Here is a 20,545-nt window from a genome sequence, read left to right as displayed (position 1 = left end):
CCCGATAAACATGCGACAACTTATTAAAAATCAATCGGACACAGACCATTAAATACGTTTAATTTGTATCTCAAAAATCAAAAGAACCAACTTTTTTTTGATTAATTATGAGCTAATATTAATCGAACAACAAATTACCAATACAAAGGAAACAGGGCTAACCGTCCATAATTGCTCCTTTTTCACCCAAAATATAGTTATGCACTATTACTGAATAAAACCCGCAAACCCTTGTTATAAAAGGGCTGTACGACTTATTAATAGAGACAACTCATTTATAATCTGCCATAATGCCCAACTAAATTTCAGCTCTATTGAGTTCTTTCATTTACATTATGTTAGTGATTAGTGCTGAATTTACTAAACACAGAGGGTTACTTAATCCGCTGTCACTAAATCTATAAGATCTCATAGTAGAGGAGTTAACAATGACCAATCATTTTCCTGTTAATCGTGCATTATTCGATGAAGTAATGGTACCTAACTATTCACCATCAACGGTTATTCCTGTTCGCGGTCAAGGGTCAAGAGTATGGGATCAACAAGATCGTGAATTTATTGATTTTGCTGGTGGTATTGCCGTTAACTGTTTGGGTCATTGTCACCCAGCATTAGTTGGTGCACTGAAAGATCAAGCTGATAAAATTTGGCATTTATCTAATGTAATGACCAATGAACCGGCTTTACGCTTAGCCAAAAAAATAGTAGATAACACCTTTGCTGATAAAGTATATTTTGCTAACTCTGGCGCTGAATCAAACGAAGCAGCACTTAAATTAGCACGCCGCTGGGCCCTTGAAGAGCATGGCGCAGATAAAACACAAATCATTGCATTTAAACAAGGTTTTCATGGCCGTACGTTCTTCACTGTAACTGTTGGTGGCCAACCAGCATATTCTGACGGTTTTGGTCCTAAACCAGCCGATATTGTGCATGCTGAATATAACAATTTAGACAGCGTTAAAGCACTTATATCAGATAAAACTTGTGCCATAGTAATGGAACCATTACAAGGTGAAGGTGGTATTGTTTCACCAACTGATGAGTTTGTTAAAGGTGTTCGCGAACTATGTGACCAGCACAATGCATTACTAGTATTCGATGAAGTTCAAACAGGTGTTGGCCGTACGGGTGACTTATATGCATACATGGGCTTAGGTGTTACACCAGATATATTAACAACAGCTAAAGCATTAGGTGGTGGTTTCCCAATAGGGGCAATGATCACAACAACAGCTATCGCTAAACATCTTAAAATAGGCACTCATGGTAGTACTTATGGTGGTAACCCACTGGCTTGTGCAGTAAGTGAAGCAGCTTTTGACACAGTTAACACGCCAGAAGTTTTGAAAGGGGTTAGCGATAAAGCCCAACTTTATGTTGCCGGCTTAAATGCGATTAATAAAAAGTACAATGTTTTTACTGAAATTAGAGGTAAAGGCTTATTAATAGGGGCGGTACTAACCGATGCATATCAAGGCCGTGCCAAAGACTTTTTAAATGCAGCAATGGACGAAGGCGTAATGACCTTAGTTGCTGGTGCTAACATTATTCGCTTTGCTCCTTCTCTAGTGATTCCTAATGAAGACATTGCTGAAGGCTTAGCGCGCTTTGAAAAAGCAGTAGCAAAAATTGTTAATGCTTAAGTAAACCTATTGGATATTAACTTTGGTTAATATCCAACCCTTTCCATCATTGAGAACTTTATATGATTATAATACGCCCTATTCAGCATAGCGATTACGATGCTTTACATCGAATTGCAATAGAATCAGGACACGGTTTTACATCACTTCCAGTCAATGAAGAGTTGTTAAAAAAACGTATTAACCATGCTCAAGTCTCCTTCCAGAAGGCTGTTACCCATCCTGGCGATGAAGGCTACCTGTTTGTTATGGAAGACACCACTACAGGCCAGGTTGTTGGTACTAGTGGTATAGAAGCCGCCGTTGGTTTAGATGATGCTTTTTATCACTACCATTTAGGGAAAGTTGTACATAACTCGCGCGAGCTTAACATTTATAACACTGTTGAAACGCTTTCTTTATGTAACGACTACACTGGTGCTAGCGAAATTTGCACTTTATTTTTAAGTGAATCTCACCGTAAAAATAATAATGGCCGTTTATTATCGCGTATGCGTTTTTTGTTTATTGCGGAGCATAGAGAACGTTTTGCAAAAACCGTTATTGCTGAAATGCGAGGTGTTTCAGACGATGAAGGTCGCTCACCATTTTGGAGTTGGCTTGAGGAGCATTTCTTCTCTATGGACTTTCCTACGGTTGATTACCTATCAGGCATTGGCAAAAAAGGCTTTATTGCCGAATTAATGCCAAAATACCCAATTTATGTAAACTTATTGAGTAAAGAAGCACAACAAGCAATTAATAAAGTACACCCTAAAACTGTACCTGCTTTAAGGCTTTTAGAGGCAGAAGGCTTTTCTCGTAGAGGATATATTGATATTTTTGATGCAGGTCCAACGGTAGAAGCAGAAACACATACAATAAAAACACTGCGTGAAAGCAAGAAATGCCAAGTAATTATTGGTGAAGTCTCAACAAATGAAAAATACATTGTTTGTAATACAAACGTTGCCAATTTTAGAGCTATCCAAACACAATTGCAGCTGCGTGAAACAGCTAAGCAAGCTGTTATCACTAAGCAAGCAGCAGAAGCATTACAAGTAAGTGATGGCGACTGGATCCGTTTAATTCGTAATTAACGGCTAATTTATTTGTTCCAATATAAACATATTGAGGAAAAACTATGACGCACCCTATTCAACTAATTAACGGTACATGGCAAGTAGGTTTAGGCCATGATGTTAGTTCGCTCAACCCTGCAAAAAACGAAATTATTTGGCAAGGTAAAAGCGCCTCTGCAGAGCAAGTTAATCAAGCAATATTAAGTGCGAGAAAGGCATTTATTACTTGGTCTACAACCTCATTAGATGATCGAATTGCTTTAGCCACAAAGTTTGCAAAAGTATTAGAAGAAAACAAAGAGTTACTCGCTACAACTATCGCGTTAGAAACTGGAAAACCGCTTTGGGAAACTCGTACCGAAGTGGGTGCTATGATGGGCAAAATAGCAATATCAGTGAAAGCTTATAACGAGCGTACTGGTACAGTTGAAAACCCTATGCCTGGCGCTAAAGCATTTATTCGCCACAAGCCACATGGTGTTGTTGCTGTATTTGGCCCTTATAACTTCCCAGGTCACTTACCTAATGGTCATATCGTTCCAGCATTAATCGCCGGCAATACTATTGTATTTAAACCAAGCGAATTAACACCAATGGTTGCTGAGTTAACGTTAAAACTATGGCAACAAGCAGGTTTACCTGAGGGTGTTATTAACTTAGTACAAGGTGAAATTGAAACAGGTAAAGCGTTAGCAAGTCATCCACAGATTGATGGTTTGTTCTTTACCGGTAGCTCTAATACCGGAAAGCTATTACACCAACAATTTAGTGGTCAGCCTGGCAAGATTTTGGCATTAGAAATGGGTGGTAACAACCCATTAATCATTAAAGATGTTAGTGATATTGACGCCGTAGTTCACGACATTATTCAATCAGCTTTTATTACCACTGGCCAACGTTGTACATGCGCACGCCGCTTGTTTATAGAGTCTGGTGAAAAGGGTGATGCAATTATTGCCAAATTAGTGGCCTCTACTGCGGCTCTTAAAATTGGTTACTTTGACGATGAAGACCAACCATTCATTGGCTCAATGATTTCTGAAAAAGCAGCCTTAGGTTTAGTAGCAGCACAAGAACAACTTATTGCGCTGGGCGGTAAAACACTACTTGCACTTACGCATAAAGAAGTAAACACAGGCTTTGTTACACCCGGTATTATTGATGTTACCAATATTGCAGAGATGCCAGATGAGGAGCACTTTGGACCTTTATTAAAAGTTTATCGATACACTGACTTTGACGCGGCAATTGCAGAAGCAAATAACACTGCTTTCGGCCTTTCTGCCGGTTTGTTATGTGATAACGAAACTGATTATCAACACTTTTTCACTCATATTCGAGCAGGTATTGTTAACTGGAATAAACCGATAACAGGTGCAAGCAGCGCAGCACCTTTTGGCGGTATTGGTGAAAGCGGTAACCACAGAGCAAGCGCATACTACGCTGCCGACTACTGTGCTTACCCTGTAGCATCAGTTGAAGCAGAGAAAATTTCAATGCCTGCAACATTAAGCCCTGGCTTAACTATTAAGTAAGTCTTTAATCATCAAAAAATGCTCACCGAATATAAGGTGAGCATTTTTTTGCAATTTAATTTGAGTAAATACTTTAAAGTGGTTAAAATGCCATCCATGACGATAAGCTATCAAATTCAAATTGCAGGCTTTAGACCTGCATTTTTTAAGAGTATCAATCAAATATAAACTAATCACCTACTGGTTAGTGATCTCGCACACCTATTTTTTTGTTCGTCGCAAATCTACTTCCCAGTTATGCCAAAAATTTAACTTAAGCAAAATATATTTATCACGTTGCCCTCATTAGGAGTATTACAATGACTGCACAAGTAACAGAACTATTTAACAACATCTGGAATAATTACCTAGAAGTTACCCCTTCAGCTAAAGAAATTCATCAATTGCTCGGCTCCGGTAACGACGTGATTAATGATCACGTTGCCTATAGAACGTTTAATATTGAAAAGGTTGGCCTTGAGAAGCTCGCACAGCATTTATTAGCATTAGGTTATAGTGAGTGTGGAGAATATCATTTTGAAGCTAAAAAACTCTATGCGAAGCATTACGAACATACCGATAGCACTATGCCAAAAGTATTTATTAGTGAATTATTAGTAGAAAAGTTTTCGCCTGCAATACAAGCGATTATTCATAAGGTAGTAGACAGCATAGACGAGTCTATCATTGCACAGCAAAGTTTTCTCTACTCTGGTAAGACTTGGGACATTAGCTACAGTGATTACCAAGCGTTGTTAGTTGAGAGCGAGTATGCTGCGTGGCTTAGTGCATGGGGTTACCGCGCAAACCACTTTACGGTAAGCATTAATCACTTAGCGCAATATCAAACGATTGACGCAGTAAATAGTAAAGTAAAAGCTGGCGGTTTTACACTTAATGCCACAGGTGGTGAAGTAAAAGGTGGTGAAGATGTGAAATTAGAACAGTCATCAACACTTGCAGATAAAGCATTAGTGCAGTTTTCAGATAAAGCGGTTGAAATACCCTCTTGTTTCTATGAATTTGCTAAACGTTATCCATTAGAAAATGGCGAACTGTATACAGGTTTTGTTGCCGCCTCTGCCGATAAAATATTTGAAAGTACAAACGCTGCTTAAATAAAGCAATAAAAGTAAAATAGATAACTCAAAAGCGTCCTTGTAAACACATTTAAGCACGGTAAACGTTATAAAAAAAGCACTTAACGCGAGTTAAGTGCTTTTTACATTAGATGACATTATATTTTTAATTAAAAAGTATAATGTGCAATTAACTGAACATAACGCGGTGGCTGATAACCTGTAGCGTTGCCGTAGTTAGGGTTAATTACAGGGCTATTAACCGCATAATCTTTTTGCTGATTATAAGAGTCTGGACGTTGTGTATTAAATACATTACGCACTGTCGCTTTTAACGTTAAGCCATCAGACCATTCTGGTGAATAAATAAGACCTAAATCAGTATTAAATAACCAGTTAGAACGCCCTTGGTCACCACGCTGAGTTAACTCTTTAACTGCATTATCATCACCATCAAGCTGGCCGTTGGCACAGTAGAAACTTGATGCGCCATAACGCTTAAAGTTACCATAATCATAAGAAGTAGAGCCATCACCTACTAACATGCCATCGGTACTTACATAACCTTGACAGCTAAGCGGTATACCTGAAACAGCGCTAAAGTTAACTGAAACAGTAAACTCGTCGTTAATTTCATATAAGCCGTATGCTTTAAATTGATGCGTGCGATCGGTTGGTAAGTCGCCGTAAGCACCATCCATAAAGTTAGCATGGTCAAAATCTTGCGTTGCGCCTGCGTCTTCTTGCGCTAATGACGAGTTAACATAACCTTCAACATTACCAAACGTTCTTGAAAGTACATATGAGAATGACCCTTTCCAGTTATCAGATAATGCTTTTTCAGCTTTTAACTCTAAACCTAAATAATGACGTTTGTACTCTGGTAGGCCGTGGTACGAAGCTGGGGTTGTAGTTTTAACTAAGTTACCATCATTTTCTAAGTCCATGCTAAGTGTAATGTCGCTACCTGGATTAACAATGACACAACCAGCAAGTGAATGCGGGTCAAAGTTGTCATAACCGTTATCAGCGGCCCAGTTAACAAAACCATCATTAGCACAGAAATCATCCATACCGTTACCAACTGTACGCCCCATAAACTTACCTGTCATGGTCCAATCGTCGCTAACTTGTTCTTGATAGCTAATAATAAACTCGTCTTGATACATTGGCTCTAGGTTATGATCCGCGATAACTTCTGGGTTTGGTGTTTGTACGTCAACAACCCCTGAGCCAAACTTCTCGCCTAAGCCACCAATAGGGCTGCCATCAGCATTCCAACCACCTGAAACGTAATGATAGTCTTCGTAGAAAGCTTCTTCACGAGTTGCACGTATATTTGTGTTAGACGCTACTGGGATATAGTAACGACCTAAAGTAGCAGAAAGTTTACGGCTAGAGTCACCATCAATATCCCATGCAAAACCAATGCGTGGAGCAATTAAGTTATCTGACTCTAAGAAAGTATCACCATTTCCGTCGTTGTTTTTAAAGGTTTCGCCACGAACACCGCCATAAACTAAAAAGTCGTCAGTTAACTGCCATGTATCTTCAACATACCAAGCAGTATTTTCTACGGTGAATGTTGCAGTTTTAATGTTGTTTTTACGCACACGTACCACTTCAGTGCCACAAGGTAAAGTAACGCCATTCATACGACAGCCGTTATTTACATGGGCTGTTTGGTAGCGATAATAGATATCACCTGAGTACTTAGTACCTGGAGCTGTTGAATCATAGGTTTCAGAGTTATAGCCAAAACGAACGGTATGATCACCTAGCACCCAATCAACATCTATTTTATAACTAGTACGCACATCAGTATCATCAATTTGATCGGTTACACTAGTCTGTACAGGTGCATTCCAACAACCGATAGCGGTTCTACCACCCCAACCAACACCATTAGTTGTATCCCATGCATAAGCACAGTCGTCACCTGGTAAATTAGGTACTTTTAAGTATTTATGCTCTAACTCACCGTACATCATGTTTAAAGTTAAATCATCTGTAATATATCCGGTATAAGTTAATACATTAATGTCGCCACCTTCGCCATAGGTGTATTCAGAACCAACTTCGCCATGTTTGCCTACCCATTCATCACCAGCGGCATTATTATAGTTGGTACGGTCATATTCTGTTTCATTATTAATATGAGTAAAGCGTAAAAGGTGATCTTCATTAATATACCAATCTAATTTGGCAAGGTAGTTTGGCGTATCAACTTTGCTGCGATTACTATTGTTTCTTGAATAGTTATTTCTTTCATACTGCTGACCTTCAACATTTACGAAGAAAAATAACTTATCTTCAATAATTGGGCCACTAGCGTACATATTAAATTCAAGATTATCTGTTTCATCTTCGCTGTTATAAGCAGATATTTCAGATGTGCCATCAATTTTGTTACTTATGGTATTTTTTGCACTGGCTCTAAATGAGTCTGGTGTATAGTAAGCTGAACCACCAAATTCCCAGTCATTTGAACCTGAGCGAGTAACTATATTAACAATACCACCTAATGCACGGCCATATTCTACTCCATAACCACCTGATTTAACCTGTGTTTGCGCTATAGCATCTTGTGGTAAGTTAGCAAATTGCAATAATGAACGTAAGTTAGTTACATCCATACCATCGATGTAATAGCCATTTTCGCCGATTGAAGCACCACCAAAAGAGGGTAAGTTACGACCAAAGTTTGCACCACCTTGAATTGCGCCTGGTGTTAATAACGCAACCGCAACTGAGTTACGTGGTAATGGTAATTTTGCCACTTCGTCCATAGAGAATACGGTTGAAGATTCAACAGAAGAAGTATCAATATTGTTAATTCGTGAGCCACTAACTTCAATTACTTCTGTATTATCACCAAAGTTAACCACACTACCTGTACCAAGCAGTACTCTAACTTCACGAGTTTCACCTGCAGCATTCGTCACTAAGTATGTACCTGCAGGTACACTACCAACTTTAAAGCGACCGTCAGAACTTACCTGTATGGTACGTGTACTACCAGTGTTTACATTTTTATAAGTAATTTCACTGTTAGCGGTTGCCTTACCATAAATAGAGCCTGCAGTGTTACTGGCAGCCATGGCAGGCATTGCCGCAGTTAGCGTCATTGCAACTGCGGCGGCAGTCAGTGAACGCTTAAACGTTTTTGAATAAATATTTCGCATTGTTTTTTCTCTTTGTGTTTTGTTTATTGTTTTATTTATTTAAATTGACTGATTGTACAAAATCTAAGTACTATTAAGCGTTAACATGGACACAAATTTTTACAATCGCCTAACATATTGACGGATATAACGAAAATATCAATAGCAGAAAGCATATTTTATCCAAAAAATGTATACAAAATAATATTAAAACGGTTAAAACACTGTAAATTAACATTTAATTTACATAATAAAATCATAGAACTTTTTGCTATAGTGATCTTAATCTTTAATAAGTATTGATCTATGGGCAACTGCTAAGTGCAGAACGTATCGTCCGATACTTGTGTTCATTAATAACATAGTGACTTACTATGTTTTTATTACTCGCCTTGATTATGCTTATTGAAATAGAGTAAAGTTGATACAATTTTTTACAGTAAAAGCTAGTTATGGTTACAGATACTGAAGGTTACATCCATATTGTTGAATACTTAACTGAACATTTAAGTCTATTTGAAAACTCACCTAGCGATCACCATTCTAGTGATACCGTTATGGCGGTGATTGAACAAGAGCTAAGTGAGCAGATAATGATCGTTTGTAATCAAAATGAAGAGTTATCTTTTAATCAACGTAATATTATCATTAGAGAAATTGACGCTATAGTTTATGATCTTCAAGAGATCCTCTCTGGTGTTGTAAATAATAAAGTATCTCCAAGTCAAAAAGAATTTATTAAAGAGTTTTCGCTCTTAATAAAAAACTTATTTGATATTGAGGTTCATGCCCAGTTCCTCTCATAAGTTTTTATAACAGAAACTCTTTTTTAAGGGTTAATCCCAAATATCAATAATCAACTATATATTAGGTAATAAAATGCAAGCACAGGTTAAGTGGATCGCAGATGAAAAGTTTATTGGCACATCAGAAAGTGGTCATAGCGTTATTTTCGACGCTAACGGAGGACAACACGCACCAAGCCCTTTAGAAAATATTCTTTTATCACTTGGATGTTGTTCATCTGTTGATGTCGTAAGTATTCTAAAGAAGTCGAGACAAAAAGTAATTGATTGTGTTGTTGAAATAAATGCAAATCGAGTAGATACCGTTCCACGGTTATTTTCAGATATACATTTACATTTTGTTATTTCAGGATATGACGTTAGCGATAAGCAAGTGGCAAGAGCCGTAGAGCTTTCAGCTGACAAGTATTGCTCAGTGGCATTAATGCTTAATAAAGCAGTTAAAATAACACATGACTATGAAGTTATTGCTGCTGAATAATCTCTAACTTTCTACCGAATATTTATCTTAGAACAGTGACTTATACTAATTGCACAGTTGTATTAACCACTTAAATAGCTGGTATATAAAACTAGTGGTTAATTGGTTAATTGGTTAATTGGTTAATTGGTTAATTACAATATCAATCCAAATTATAAGTCACTCATCCAGTCTATTTGTTTATTCGCTTCATTTTTCTTAGCCAGAAGCTCTTTAATCATCGGCGTTAGTATAAGCTCCATCGCCAAGCCCATTTTACCTCCGGGTACCACAAGCGTGTTCACACGTGACATAAAAGCGCCCTGAATCATATTAAGATAATAAGGAAAGTCAACTTGTATGGCATCTCGACAACGTATCACTACAAAGCTTTCATCTAATGTTGGGATGGCTTTAGCACTAAAAGGATTAGACGTATCTACAGTGGGCACACGCTGAAAATTTATGTGTGTGCGCGAGAACTGTGGAGTAATAAACGAAATATAATCTTCCATACTTCTAACAATACTTGCTGTTACGGCTTCTCTGCTATGCCCTCTATGACTGGTATCTCGTATAATTTTTTGAATCCATTCTAAGTTTACAATGGGCACCATTCCAATAAGAAGATCTACGTGGCTTGCAACATCGTTTTTTTCAGTTACTACTCCACCATGTAACCCTTCATAGAACAGCAGGTCTGTTCCATCACCAATCTCTTCCCATGGTGTAAATGTGCCAGGCATTTGGTTGTAAGGCACAGCTTCATCAAAGGTATGTAAATACCGCCTCATTTTGCCACGGCCAGTTTCAGAATAGTCTTGAAATAGTTTCTCTAAGGCATCAAAATCGTTAGCTTCACTACCGAAATAGCTTATCCGCTTACCACCTTCTTTCGCTTTGCGTTTCTCTAGGTCCATTTCTGGTCTTGAATAACGATGAAAGCTATCACCCTCAACTTTCGCTGAAGTAATACCTAATGAACGAAATATATGCTCAAATGACTCTGTTGTTGTAGAGGTGCCGGCTCCTGATGAACCCGTAACGGCAATAATTGGATTTCTTGATGACATTGAGTTCGCCTAAATTGATAAGGACTAATGTTATACGAATTAACAAGGCGAAGGTCAAGTTTCTTGCTTTTATTCAATTACAAAAACACATAAAAAAACGGAGCAACTTGCTCCGTTTTTAGTGTGTTGTAAAACTTAATTATTAATTAAGCTTCTGCACTTGTTTCTTCAACCACTTCAGCTGTTTCTTCAACTGCTGGGCGGTCGACAAGTTCAACATAAGCCATAGGTGCTTTATCACCAGTACGGTAGCCACACTTTAAAATACGTGTATAACCGCCTGGACGTTCTTGGTAACGTTCACCAAGTTCGTTAAATAAAATACCAACTACTTCTTGATCACGTGTGCGAGCAAATGCTAAACGACGATTTGCAACGCTGTCGGTTTTGGCCAAAGTGATTAGTGGCTCAACAACGCGACGTAGTTCTTTAGCTTTAGCAACAGTAGTTTTAATAACACCGTGCTTTACTAAAGAGCTTGCCATATTGCGGAACATCGCCTGGCGATGACTGCTATTACGGTTTAACTGGCGACCGCTTTTACGATGACGCATAAGTTAATCCTTCTCTCAACTATTAAAAAATGATGACCGACTTAGTCGTTATCAGCAATGCTTTCAGGTGGCCAATTTTCTAGGCGCATACCTAGAGATAAGCCACGAGACGCTAAAACGTCTTTGATTTCCGTTAAAGACTTCTTACCTAAATTAGGCGTTTTAAGAAGCTCAACTTCTGCACGCTGTACTAAATCACCAATATATTGAATTGCTTCTGCTTTTAAACAGTTAGCTGAACGAACAGTTAGTTCTAAATCATCAACAGGACGAAGTAGAATTGGATCAAATAGAGGTTTTTCCTCTTTCTGTTCTACTTCAGTCACATCGCGTAATTCAACAAATGCATCTAGCTGTTCAGCTAAAATGGTTGAAGCACGACGAATTGCCTCTTCTGGATCCAATGTGCCATTGGTTTCCATATCAAGAACTAATTTATCCAAATCTGTGCGTTGTTCAACACGCGCAGAATCAACATCATAAGCAATTCTAACAACTGGACTGAATGAAGCGTCAACTAACAAACGTCCAATTGCACGATCTTCTTCCTCGGCTTCGCGACGAGTTGAAGCAGGAACGTAACCACGGCCCATTTCAACTTTAATACGCATACTGATAGAGCCATCACCAGTTAGGTGACAGATAACATGGCTAGGATTTGCGATAGTCACATCTCCATCATGCTGTATATCAGCTGCCGTTACAGGGCCTTCACCTGACTTAGTTAAGGTAAGAACTGCTTCATTTTTGCCTTCTAAACCAATAGCAAGTCCTTTAAGGTTCAATAGTATTTCTATGATGTCTTCTTGCACACCTTCTTTACTACTGTACTCATGTAATACGCCATCAATTTCAACTTCAGTTACCGCACAACCTGGCATTGAAGATAGTAAAATACGGCGTAAGGCATTACCTAAAGTGTGACCAAAACCACGTTCCAATGGTTCTAAAGTAACTTTAGAACGTGTTGGGCTGACAGTTTCAATGTCAACCAATCGTGGTCTTAGGAATTCGGTTACGGAACCCTGCATTATGTCCTCTCTTTAAAAATGCACTTTACTTAGAGTAAAGCTCAACAATCAACTGCTCATTAATTTCAGCAGACAAGTCAGAACGATCAGGAATACGCTTAAACACGCCTTCCATTTTCTTATTATCGACTTCAACCCAAACTGGCTTCTCACGTTGTTCAGCTAACTCTAAAGCAGCGGTAATACGCGCTTGAGTCTTAGACTTTTCACGTATAGAAACAACATCTTCGGCTTTAACAGTGAAAGATGGAATATTAACAACTTGACCATTAACTACAATGGCTTTGTGACTTACTAACTGACGAGCTTCTGCACGTGTGCTAGCAAATCCCATGCGATAAACAACATTATCTAAGCGCTTTTCAAGAAGCAACAACAAGTTTTCACCTGTGTTACCTTTAATGCGCGCAGCTTGCTTATAGTAGTTACGGAACTGCTTTTCTAATACGCCGTAAATACGACGAACTTTTTGTTTTTCACGAAGTTGAATACCATAATCTGACAAACGACCGCGACGTGCGCCGTGTTGACCTGGTATCATTTCGATTTTACATTTAGTGTCTATTGCTCTAACACCACTTTTAAGGAACAAGTCTGTTCCTTCGCGGCGGCTAAGCTTTAACTTAGGACCTAAATATCTAGCCATTATCTTTCTCCAACTATCCTAAAAGTGCCAATTACACGCGACGCTTTTTCGGCGGACGACAACCATTATGAGGAATAGGTGTAACGTCAGTGATGTTGGTAATTTTAAAACCAGCAGCATTTAGAGCACGGATAGCAGATTCACGACCTGGACCCGGACCTTTAACGAACACTTCAATATTCTTCAAACCAAACTCTTGCGCTGCTTTACCAGCACGATCAGCAGCTACCTGCGCAGCAAACGGAGTAGATTTACGTGAACCACGGAAACCTGAACCACCTGCAGTTGCCCAAGATAAAGCATTACCTTGACGATCTGTAAGAGTCACGATTGTGTTGTTGAAAGAAGCATGGATATGAGCCATGCCATCAGCAACTTGTTTTTTTACGCGTTTACGCGTACGGACTGGTGTTTTTGCCATTGTCTAATCCCTCGTTACTTTTTAATTGGCTTACGAGGACCTTTACGGGTACGCGCATTAGTTTTAGTGCGTTGACCACGTAGAGGTAGACTGCGACGATGGCGTATGCCACGAAAACAGCCAAGGTCCATCAGACGCTTGATGTTCATTGATACTTCACGGCGTAAATCACCTTCTACGGTGTATTTATCCACTTCAGCACGAAGCAAATCGATTTGAGCTTCGTCCAATTCACTGATCTTAGTAGTTTCTGCGATACCAGAAGCTGCACAAATTGCTTTCGCACGTGTTGCTCCAATACCGAAGATCGCAGTAATGGCGATTACTGCATGCTTACGATCAGGGATGTTAATGCCAGCGATACGGGCCACTAACACATCTCCTATTCTAGATTAAAATTACATCAGGTTGAAAAGCCCGTTAGGATACTCAACCCGTCTTCTTTTTGCAATCGAAGCGGCATTATACAGAAAATTCTACATAATGCCACTGCTAAAGATTTAGCCTTGACGTTGCTTGTGTTTTGGTTCGCTACAAATAACACGAACAACACCAGCACGCTTTACCACTTTACAGTTACGGCAAATCTTTTTTACGGATGCACGAACTTTCATTTTATACTCCGTTAAACCTAGCGGCCATAGCCTTTCAGGTTTGCTTTTTTAAGCACATTATCATATTGATGTGACATCAAATGCGTTTGTACTTGAGCCATAAAATCCATAATAACTACTACAATGATCAATAATGATGTTCCACCGAAGTAGAACTGAACATCCCAGGCAATCATCATGAACTCTGGTACCAAACAGACAAAGGTAATATACAAGGCGCCCGCAAGGGTTAACCGAGTCATCACTTTATCTATATACTTAGACGTTTGCTCTCCAGGACGGATCCCAGGAATAAACGCACCAGATTTCTTTAGGTTATCTGCTGTTTCACGCGGATTGAAAACCAATGCCGTATAAAAGAAGCAGAAAAATATTATCGCCGCAGCAAGTAACATAACGTATAACGGCTGACCAGGAGATATCGCAATAGACAATTCCTGTAACACATCAGCAATCATGCCGTCACCTTGTCCGAACCAACTCGCAATTGAGCCAGGGAACAAAAGTATACTTGAAGCAAATATAGGAGGTATTACACCCGCCATATTAACTTTTAAAGGTAAGTGTGTGCTTTGCGCTGCAAAAACTTTACGTCCCTGCTGACGCTTAGCGTAGTTTACAACTATGCGTCGTTGACCACGTTCTACAAATACCACAAAGAAAGTTACTGCAAATACAATCACTGCAATTAACAATAATACTAGAAGGTGTATTTCCCCTTGACGCGCCATTTCTGCGGTTTGACCCACAGCTGATGGCATACCTGCAACAATCCCGGCAAAAATAATGATTGAAATACCATTACCAATACCGCGTTCAGTAATTTGCTCACCTAACCACATTAAAAACATGGTGCCGGTAACTAAACTGACTACTGCCGCAAAATAGAAGCCGAAACCGGCATCCATAACCAAACCAGGCATCATACCCGGCAAGCTTTTCGCGATAGCAATCGACTGTACGGTTGCAAGTACTAAAGTACCATAGCGGGTGTACTGACTAATCTTACGTCGTCCAGCTTCACCTTCTTTCTTAAGCTCTGCCATAGCAGGATGAACCACCGTGAGCAATTGCATAATAATAGAAGCTGAAATGTACGGCATAATACCTAATGCCAATACAGAGGCTCGCTCAAGCGCACCACCAGAGAACATGTTAAACATCTCTACGATAGTGCCCTTTTGTTGATCAAACAACTGAGCTAATACAGCGGCGTCAATACCAGGGATTGGCACAAATGAACCTAAACGAAGCACGATTAATGCGCCGAATACGAACCACAATCTTTGTTTTAGCTCAGACAATCCGCCTGCGCCTTTGTTATCCATTCCTGGTGTAGCCATAATCTGTATTATTCCTCGATTTTGCCACCGGCAGCTTCAATAGCCGCACGAGCACCTTTAGTTACACCTAAACCACGAACAGTGATTGGACGAGTAATCTCGCCAGACAACATAATTTTTGCTGTCACAATGTTACGTGTAATTAAGTTAGCGTCTTTAAGCGCATGAATATCAACAACATCACCAGTGATGCTATTTAGTTCATGTAAGCGTACTTCAGCGTTAACTAAAGATTTACGCGACGTAAAACCAAATTTAGGTAAACGTTGTTTCAATGGCATTTGACCGCCTTCAAAACCAGGACGAACACTACCGCCAGAACGTGACTTCTGACCTTTGTGACCACGACCACCAGTTTTGCCTAAGCCTGAACCAATACCACGACCACAGCGTTTCTTGGCTTTCTTAGCGCCTGGTGCAGGAGATAAAGTATTTAAATGCATTATTAATCCTCCACCTTAATCATATAAGATACTCGGTTAATCATACCACGTACAGATGGAGTGTCTTCTAACTCTACTGTATGGTTGATACGACGTAAACCAAGACCCTTCAATGTAGCTCTATGTTTCGGTAAACGACCAATAGAACTTTTTACTTGAGTTACTTTTACTGTTTTAGCCATGCTCAATTACCCCAAGATATCTGCAACGCTTTTTCCACGCTTAGCAGCAACTGCTTCTGGCGACTTCATATTCGCTAGAGCAGATACCGTAGCGCGAACTACGTTGATTGGGTTAGTAGAACCGTATGCTTTTGACAATACGTTCTGTACGCCTGCAACTTCAAGTACTGCACGCATTGCGCCACCGGCAATGATACCTGTACCTTCAGAAGCTGGTTGCATGTAAACTTTAGAACCTGAATGACGTCCTTTAATAGGATGCTGAAGAGTAGTACCCTTCAAATCAATAGTTACTAAGTTACGACGAGCCTTTTCCATTGCTTTTTGGATTGCAGCAGGTACTTCACGTGCCTTACCATAACCAAAACCAACGCGGCCGTTACCATCACCAACTACAGTTAGTGCGGTGAAACTGAATATACGACCACCTTTAACCACTTTTGAAACGCGGTTAACAGCGATTAGCTTTTCAGCCATATCAGTTTGTTGTTGTGTGTTTTCTACATTAGCCATCATCAACTCCTAGAACTGCAGACCAGCTTCGCGAGCTGCTTCTGCCAACGCTTTTACGCGTCCATGGTAACGGAAACCCGAGCGATCAAATGCTACAGACTCTATGCCTTTTGCTTTTGCGCGTTCAGCGATAGCTTTGCCAACTGCAGTTGCAGCAGCAATGTTACCTGTTTTTTCAACCTGAGCACTAACTTCTTTGTCTAAAGTAGACGCAGATGCGATTACTTCAGAACCCGTTGGTGCGATCAATTGCGCGTAAATATGACGAGGAGTACGGAATACAACTAAACGATTCGCACCCAACTCGCTGATTTTAGCACGTGCACGCTTTGCACGGCGTAAACGAGATGTTTTCTTATCCATCGTATTACCCTACTTCTTCTTAGCTTCTTTACGACGTACATTCTCATCGCTATAACGAATACCTTTACCTTTATAAGGCTCTGGCTTACGGTAAGCGCGAATGTTCGCTGCGACTTGACCAACTAAATGTTTATCAGCACCTTTCAGTACCACTTCAGTTTGGGTCGGAGTTTCAACAGTAATTCCTTCAGGAATTGTGTAGTTAACTGGATGTGAAAAACCTAGAGATAAGTTTAAATTTTTACCTTCAGCTTTCGCACGGTAACCAACACCGTTTAAAACCAATCTTTTTTCAAAGCCAGTATTTACACCAATAACCATATTATTGATTAGTGAGCGTGTAGTACCTGCTTGAGCCCAAGCTTCTTTACTTTCAGAAACTACGCCAGTTGTTATAAGGTTATCTTCTTGAGATACACTTACTAAACTATGTAGAGTACGTGAAAGTTCACCAGCTGAACCTTTAACTTTAATGTCTTGACCTGATAACGTAACAGTTACGCCCGCAGGAACTTCGACAGGTGCTTTTGCAACACGAGACATAATTTGCTCCTTACGCTACGAAACCGATGATTTCGCCACCAAGACTCGCAGAGCGAGCGGCGCGATCCGTCATCATACCTTTAGAAGTAGAAACAATCGCAATACCCATGCCTGCTAATACTTTAGGAAGCTCATTGCTACCTTTGTATACGCGTAAACCTGGACGTGAAACACGTTTGATTGTTTCAATTACTTCTTTACCTTCAAAATACTTCAATTCTACAGTTAGTTCAGGTTTTAAATCACCTGATACTGAGAAATCTGAAATATAGCCTTCTTCTTTAAGCAAGTTAGCAATTGCAACTTTTACCTTAGAAGATGGCATTTTTACTGCAGTTTTTGCTGCAGATTGACCGTTGCGGATGCGTGTAAACATGTCCGCGATAGGATCAGTCATCATAACCATTTACTCCCGTGAATTACCAACTAGCTTTCTTAAGACCTGGAACTTCACCACGCATCATAGTCTCACGCAATTTAATACGGCTTAAACCGAATTTGCGTAAATAACCATGCGGACGACCCGTCACATTACAACGATTACGTTGACGTGAAGAACTCGAATCACGAGGTAAAGCTTGAAGTTTTAATACGGCATCCCAACGCTCTTCTTCAGAAGAATTAACGCTAGAGATGATTGCTTTTAATGCAGCACGCTTTTCAGCATATTGTGCTACTAATTTGGTTCGTTTTGCTTCACGAGCTTTCATTGACGATTTAGCCATAACTCTACACCTTATTTCTTAAACGGGAAGTTAAAGGCAGTCAGCAACGCATGACCTTCCTCATTAGATTTCGCAGTCGTTGTGATAGTAATATCCAAACCACGAATCTTATCGATTTTATCATAATCGATCTCTGGGAAAATAATTTGCTCACGTACACCCATGCTATAATTACCACGGCCATCGAACGATTTAGGGTTCAAGCCACGGAAATCACGAATACGAGGAACTGAAATAGAGATTAAACGCTCTAAAAATTCCCACATACGTTCGCCGCGTAGAGTTACTTTTGCGCCAATAGGATAACCTTCACGAATCTTAAAGCCCGCAACAGATTTGCGTGCTACAGTCGTAATAGGCTTTTGTCCTGAGATTGCAGTAAGATCATTCGTGGCATGCTCAAGCACTTTCTTGTCAGAAATGGCTTCGCCAACACCCATGTTAAGGGTGATCTTTTCAATCCGAGGGACTTGCATGACACTTTTGTATTCGAACTTCTTTTGAAGATCGGCTACAACGGTATCTTTGTAAAAATCATGCAGTTTCGCCATCGTTTACTCCAATAATTAAACTAGTTCGTTATTAGATTTGAAGAAGCGTACTTTTTTACCATCTTCAACTCTAAAACCTATACGATCAGCTTTACCCGTTTTAGGGTTAACGATCGCTACATTTGAAACATGTAGAGGTGCTTCTTTCTCAACAATCCCACCAGGCTGCTGTAACTGAGGTACAGGCTTAGTGTGTTTCTTGATTAGGTTTACGCCTTCTACAAATACTTTGCTGTCTTCAACAAGCACTTTAGTGACTTTACCAGTCTTGCCCTTGTCTTTTCCTGCTAGTACGATTACTTCATCATCACGACGAATTTTAGATGCCATTATCGTGACTCCTTATAGTACTTCTGGAGCAAGTGAAACGATTTTCATAAACTTCTCATTACGAAGTTCACGAGTCACAGGACCGAAAATACGAGTACCAATTGGCTGTAAGTTAGCATTCAACATTACTGCCGCGTTTCCGTCAAATCGAATGGCTGAGCCATCTGAACGACGTACGCCCTTTTTAGTGCGCACCACTACCGCTGTAAGGACATCACCTTTCTTAACTTTACCGCGAGGAATTGCTTCCTTCACTGCAACTTTGATGATATCACCTATGCGTGCATAGCGACGGTGCGAGCCACCAAGGACCTTAATACATTGCACGCGTCGAGCGCCACTGTTATCAGCAACGTCTAGCTGTGTTTGCATTTGGATCATTTATATGTGCTCCGCTCTATATCTAATAAAAGATTAAATTCAAGGCCAAAAATCCGACCCGTCACTGCCTTTCAAACCCGCTCAAAACAAGCGGGCGCGAGATTATAACACCACTAAAATAAAAGTGGTACTTTATTTAAACAATTTTTATTGGTCTAAATAAAAAAACGCATTTGAAATACAGTAATAAAAAAACGACTCCTAAGGAGTCGTTTTTATTAACTATTAAAACTTATTAACTAAGCTTTAGTGATAATGTCTACTAATGTCCAAGACTTGGTCTTAGAGATAGGTGCACATTCACGAATAGTTACAAAATCACCTTCATTACATTGGTTAGTTTCATCATGAGCTTTCAACTTAGTTGAACGCGTAATGAACTTACCGTAAATAGGGTGCTTAACACGTCGCTCAATCAGGACAGTGATAGACTTTTCCATTTTGTCACTGACAACACGACCTTGTACTGTACGAATTTTATCGCTCATTACTTACCAGCCTTTTCAGTTATGATAGTCTTAACACGTGCTATATTGCGACGTACCGTTCTTAGCAAATGAGTTTGTGCTAATTGGCCCGTGCTAGCTTGCATGCGATAGTTAAACTGTTCGCGCAACAAACTAAGCAATTCAGCGTTTAGCTCTTCAATGCTTTTTTCTTTAAGTTCGCTTGCTTTCATTACATCACCGTTCTAGTTACGAAGGTTGTTTTGAATGGCAATTTAGCAGCTGCTAATGCAAATGCTTCACGTGCCAATTCTTCAGATACACCTTCCATTTCATAAAGAACACGACCTGGTAGAATTTGACATACCCAATATTCTACAGAACCTTTACCTTTACCCATACGAACCTCAAGAGGTTTTTTGGTAATTGGCTTATCTGGGAATACTCGGATCCAAATTTTACCTTGACGCTTAACGTGACGAGTCATCGCACGACGAGCTGATTCAATTTGACGCGCAGTCATACGACCACGTTCAGTTGATTTTAACCCGTAAGTACCGAAGCTAACTGAACTACCTACTTGTGCAAGACCGCGGTTGCGCAATTTAAATTGCTTACGGAATTTAGTACGTTTTGGTTGTAACATTACTTATCCC

28 protein-coding genes are annotated in these 20,545 nt (G+C 39.7%); 6 read left to right on the top strand and 22 right to left on the bottom strand.

Annotated elements, in window-relative coordinates; genetic code table 11:
* The first annotated feature begins 428 nt into the window (after nucleotides 1-428).
* From QUD79_RS02195 to QUD79_RS02180, 4 genes are all read left to right on the top strand, one after another.
* Nucleotides 429-1,646, top strand: a complete 1,218-nt coding sequence (locus QUD79_RS02195) for an aspartate aminotransferase family protein (protein WP_184425308.1) — start codon at nucleotides 429-431, stop codon at nucleotides 1,644-1,646.
* 62 nt (nucleotides 1,647-1,708) lie between these two features.
* Nucleotides 1,709-2,725, top strand: coding sequence for an arginine N-succinyltransferase (astA, locus tag QUD79_RS02190; RefSeq protein WP_184425305.1), 1,017 nt, complete (start codon nucleotides 1,709-1,711; stop codon nucleotides 2,723-2,725).
* A 44-nt stretch (nucleotides 2,726-2,769) separates the two neighbouring features.
* Complete coding sequence (gene astD, locus QUD79_RS02185; protein WP_184425303.1) at nucleotides 2,770-4,242, top strand: succinylglutamate-semialdehyde dehydrogenase; 1,473 nt, start codon at nucleotides 2,770-2,772, stop codon at nucleotides 4,240-4,242.
* A 299-nt stretch (nucleotides 4,243-4,541) separates the two neighbouring features.
* The gene (locus tag QUD79_RS02180; RefSeq protein ID WP_184425301.1) at nucleotides 4,542-5,339 is read left to right on the top strand and encodes a DUF1338 domain-containing protein; all 798 of its coding nucleotides are present in this window, start codon (nucleotides 4,542-4,544) and stop codon (nucleotides 5,337-5,339) included.
* Nucleotides 5,340-5,470: 131 nt separating this feature from the next.
* Here QUD79_RS02180 and QUD79_RS02175 read toward each other — a convergent pair whose 3' ends face one another.
* A complete protein-coding gene (locus QUD79_RS02175; RefSeq protein WP_184425299.1) occupies nucleotides 5,471-8,485 on the bottom strand; it encodes a TonB-dependent receptor in 3,015 nt (1,004 codons plus the stop codon).
* Between the two features lie 431 nt (nucleotides 8,486-8,916).
* On the opposite strand from QUD79_RS02175, the gene QUD79_RS02170 reads away from it, so the two are divergent.
* Together QUD79_RS02170 and QUD79_RS02165 are read left to right on the top strand one after the other, a co-directional pair.
* On the top strand, nucleotides 8,917-9,270 hold the full coding sequence (locus tag QUD79_RS02170) for a DUF3802 family protein (RefSeq protein WP_184425297.1): 354 nt from the start codon (nucleotides 8,917-8,919) through the stop codon (nucleotides 9,268-9,270).
* A gap of 73 nt (nucleotides 9,271-9,343) precedes the next feature.
* Nucleotides 9,344-9,751 (top strand): OsmC family protein, encoded by a 408-nt coding sequence (locus QUD79_RS02165; RefSeq protein WP_184425295.1) that lies wholly within the window; start codon nucleotides 9,344-9,346, stop codon nucleotides 9,749-9,751.
* Nucleotides 9,752-9,903: 152 nt separating this feature from the next.
* On the opposite strand, the gene QUD79_RS02160 is transcribed toward QUD79_RS02165, so the two are convergent.
* The 21 genes from QUD79_RS02160 to rplP form a co-directional block, all read right to left on the bottom strand.
* Nucleotides 9,904-10,803, bottom strand: a complete 900-nt coding sequence (locus tag QUD79_RS02160; RefSeq protein ID WP_184425293.1) for a phosphoribulokinase — start codon at nucleotides 10,801-10,803, stop codon at nucleotides 9,904-9,906.
* A gap of 146 nt (nucleotides 10,804-10,949) precedes the next feature.
* A complete protein-coding gene (gene rplQ / locus QUD79_RS02155) occupies nucleotides 10,950-11,357 on the bottom strand; it encodes a 50S ribosomal protein L17 (protein ID WP_184425291.1) in 408 nt (135 codons plus the stop codon).
* 41 nt (nucleotides 11,358-11,398) lie between these two features.
* The gene (locus QUD79_RS02150) at nucleotides 11,399-12,388 is read right to left on the bottom strand and encodes a DNA-directed RNA polymerase subunit alpha (protein ID WP_184425289.1); all 990 of its coding nucleotides are present in this window, start codon (nucleotides 12,386-12,388) and stop codon (nucleotides 11,399-11,401) included.
* Between the two features lie 25 nt (nucleotides 12,389-12,413).
* The gene (gene rpsD / locus QUD79_RS02145) at nucleotides 12,414-13,034 is read right to left on the bottom strand and encodes a 30S ribosomal protein S4 (protein WP_184425287.1); all 621 of its coding nucleotides are present in this window, start codon (nucleotides 13,032-13,034) and stop codon (nucleotides 12,414-12,416) included.
* 31 nt (nucleotides 13,035-13,065) lie between these two features.
* The gene (gene rpsK / locus QUD79_RS02140; RefSeq protein ID WP_076420861.1) at nucleotides 13,066-13,455 is read right to left on the bottom strand and encodes a 30S ribosomal protein S11; all 390 of its coding nucleotides are present in this window, start codon (nucleotides 13,453-13,455) and stop codon (nucleotides 13,066-13,068) included.
* Between the two features lie 14 nt (nucleotides 13,456-13,469).
* Entirely contained in the window at nucleotides 13,470-13,826 is a 357-nt protein-coding gene (gene rpsM, locus QUD79_RS02135) for a 30S ribosomal protein S13 (protein WP_184425285.1), read from the bottom strand.
* A 129-nt stretch (nucleotides 13,827-13,955) separates the two neighbouring features.
* A complete protein-coding gene (gene rpmJ / locus QUD79_RS02130; RefSeq protein WP_009839384.1) occupies nucleotides 13,956-14,069 on the bottom strand; it encodes a 50S ribosomal protein L36 in 114 nt (37 codons plus the stop codon).
* A 17-nt stretch (nucleotides 14,070-14,086) separates the two neighbouring features.
* Entirely contained in the window at nucleotides 14,087-15,412 is a 1,326-nt protein-coding gene (secY, locus tag QUD79_RS02125) for a preprotein translocase subunit SecY (RefSeq protein WP_184425283.1), read from the bottom strand.
* A gap of 8 nt (nucleotides 15,413-15,420) precedes the next feature.
* Nucleotides 15,421-15,855 carry a 50S ribosomal protein L15 gene (rplO, locus tag QUD79_RS02120; RefSeq protein WP_184425281.1) on the bottom strand — a complete coding sequence of 145 codons (435 nt, stop codon included), beginning with the start codon at nucleotides 15,853-15,855 and terminating at the stop codon, nucleotides 15,421-15,423.
* Between the two features lie 2 nt (nucleotides 15,856-15,857).
* Entirely contained in the window at nucleotides 15,858-16,037 is a 180-nt protein-coding gene (rpmD, locus tag QUD79_RS02115) for a 50S ribosomal protein L30 (RefSeq protein ID WP_184425279.1), read from the bottom strand.
* Nucleotides 16,038-16,043: 6 nt separating this feature from the next.
* Nucleotides 16,044-16,550, bottom strand: coding sequence for a 30S ribosomal protein S5 (gene rpsE, locus QUD79_RS02110; RefSeq protein ID WP_184425359.1), 507 nt, complete (start codon nucleotides 16,548-16,550; stop codon nucleotides 16,044-16,046).
* 9 nt (nucleotides 16,551-16,559) lie between these two features.
* The gene (gene rplR / locus QUD79_RS02105) at nucleotides 16,560-16,913 is read right to left on the bottom strand and encodes a 50S ribosomal protein L18 (RefSeq protein ID WP_184425277.1); all 354 of its coding nucleotides are present in this window, start codon (nucleotides 16,911-16,913) and stop codon (nucleotides 16,560-16,562) included.
* Nucleotides 16,914-16,922: 9 nt separating this feature from the next.
* Nucleotides 16,923-17,456 (bottom strand): 50S ribosomal protein L6, encoded by a 534-nt coding sequence (gene rplF / locus QUD79_RS02100; protein ID WP_184425275.1) that lies wholly within the window; start codon nucleotides 17,454-17,456, stop codon nucleotides 16,923-16,925.
* Between the two features lie 10 nt (nucleotides 17,457-17,466).
* Nucleotides 17,467-17,856 (bottom strand): 30S ribosomal protein S8, encoded by a 390-nt coding sequence (gene rpsH, locus QUD79_RS02095; protein ID WP_221435232.1) that lies wholly within the window; start codon nucleotides 17,854-17,856, stop codon nucleotides 17,467-17,469.
* Nucleotides 17,857-17,875: 19 nt separating this feature from the next.
* Nucleotides 17,876-18,181, bottom strand: coding sequence for a 30S ribosomal protein S14 (rpsN, locus tag QUD79_RS02090; RefSeq protein WP_184425271.1), 306 nt, complete (start codon nucleotides 18,179-18,181; stop codon nucleotides 17,876-17,878).
* 11 nt (nucleotides 18,182-18,192) lie between these two features.
* Nucleotides 18,193-18,732, bottom strand: a complete 540-nt coding sequence (gene rplE, locus QUD79_RS02085) for a 50S ribosomal protein L5 (RefSeq protein WP_184425269.1) — start codon at nucleotides 18,730-18,732, stop codon at nucleotides 18,193-18,195.
* A 15-nt stretch (nucleotides 18,733-18,747) separates the two neighbouring features.
* The gene (gene rplX, locus QUD79_RS02080; RefSeq protein WP_184425267.1) at nucleotides 18,748-19,062 is read right to left on the bottom strand and encodes a 50S ribosomal protein L24; all 315 of its coding nucleotides are present in this window, start codon (nucleotides 19,060-19,062) and stop codon (nucleotides 18,748-18,750) included.
* A 12-nt stretch (nucleotides 19,063-19,074) separates the two neighbouring features.
* Entirely contained in the window at nucleotides 19,075-19,443 is a 369-nt protein-coding gene (gene rplN / locus QUD79_RS02075; RefSeq protein ID WP_184425265.1) for a 50S ribosomal protein L14, read from the bottom strand.
* A 239-nt stretch (nucleotides 19,444-19,682) separates the two neighbouring features.
* The gene (rpsQ, locus tag QUD79_RS02070; RefSeq protein ID WP_184425263.1) at nucleotides 19,683-19,931 is read right to left on the bottom strand and encodes a 30S ribosomal protein S17; all 249 of its coding nucleotides are present in this window, start codon (nucleotides 19,929-19,931) and stop codon (nucleotides 19,683-19,685) included.
* Entirely contained in the window at nucleotides 19,931-20,122 is a 192-nt protein-coding gene (rpmC, locus tag QUD79_RS02065; RefSeq protein ID WP_085300454.1) for a 50S ribosomal protein L29, read from the bottom strand. The genes rpsQ and rpmC overlap by 1 nt, the downstream gene beginning before the upstream one ends.
* Nucleotides 20,122-20,535, bottom strand: a complete 414-nt coding sequence (rplP, locus tag QUD79_RS02060) for a 50S ribosomal protein L16 (RefSeq protein WP_184425261.1) — start codon at nucleotides 20,533-20,535, stop codon at nucleotides 20,122-20,124. The genes rpmC and rplP overlap by 1 nt, the downstream gene beginning before the upstream one ends.
* Between the last annotated feature and the right edge of the window lie 10 nt (nucleotides 20,536-20,545).

It is taken from the genome of Thalassotalea piscium (assembly GCF_030295935.1).
GTDB classification, from domain to species: domain Bacteria; phylum Pseudomonadota; class Gammaproteobacteria; order Enterobacterales; family Alteromonadaceae; genus Thalassotalea_B; species Thalassotalea_B piscium.
This window is presented reverse-complemented; position numbering and strand designations above follow the sequence as displayed.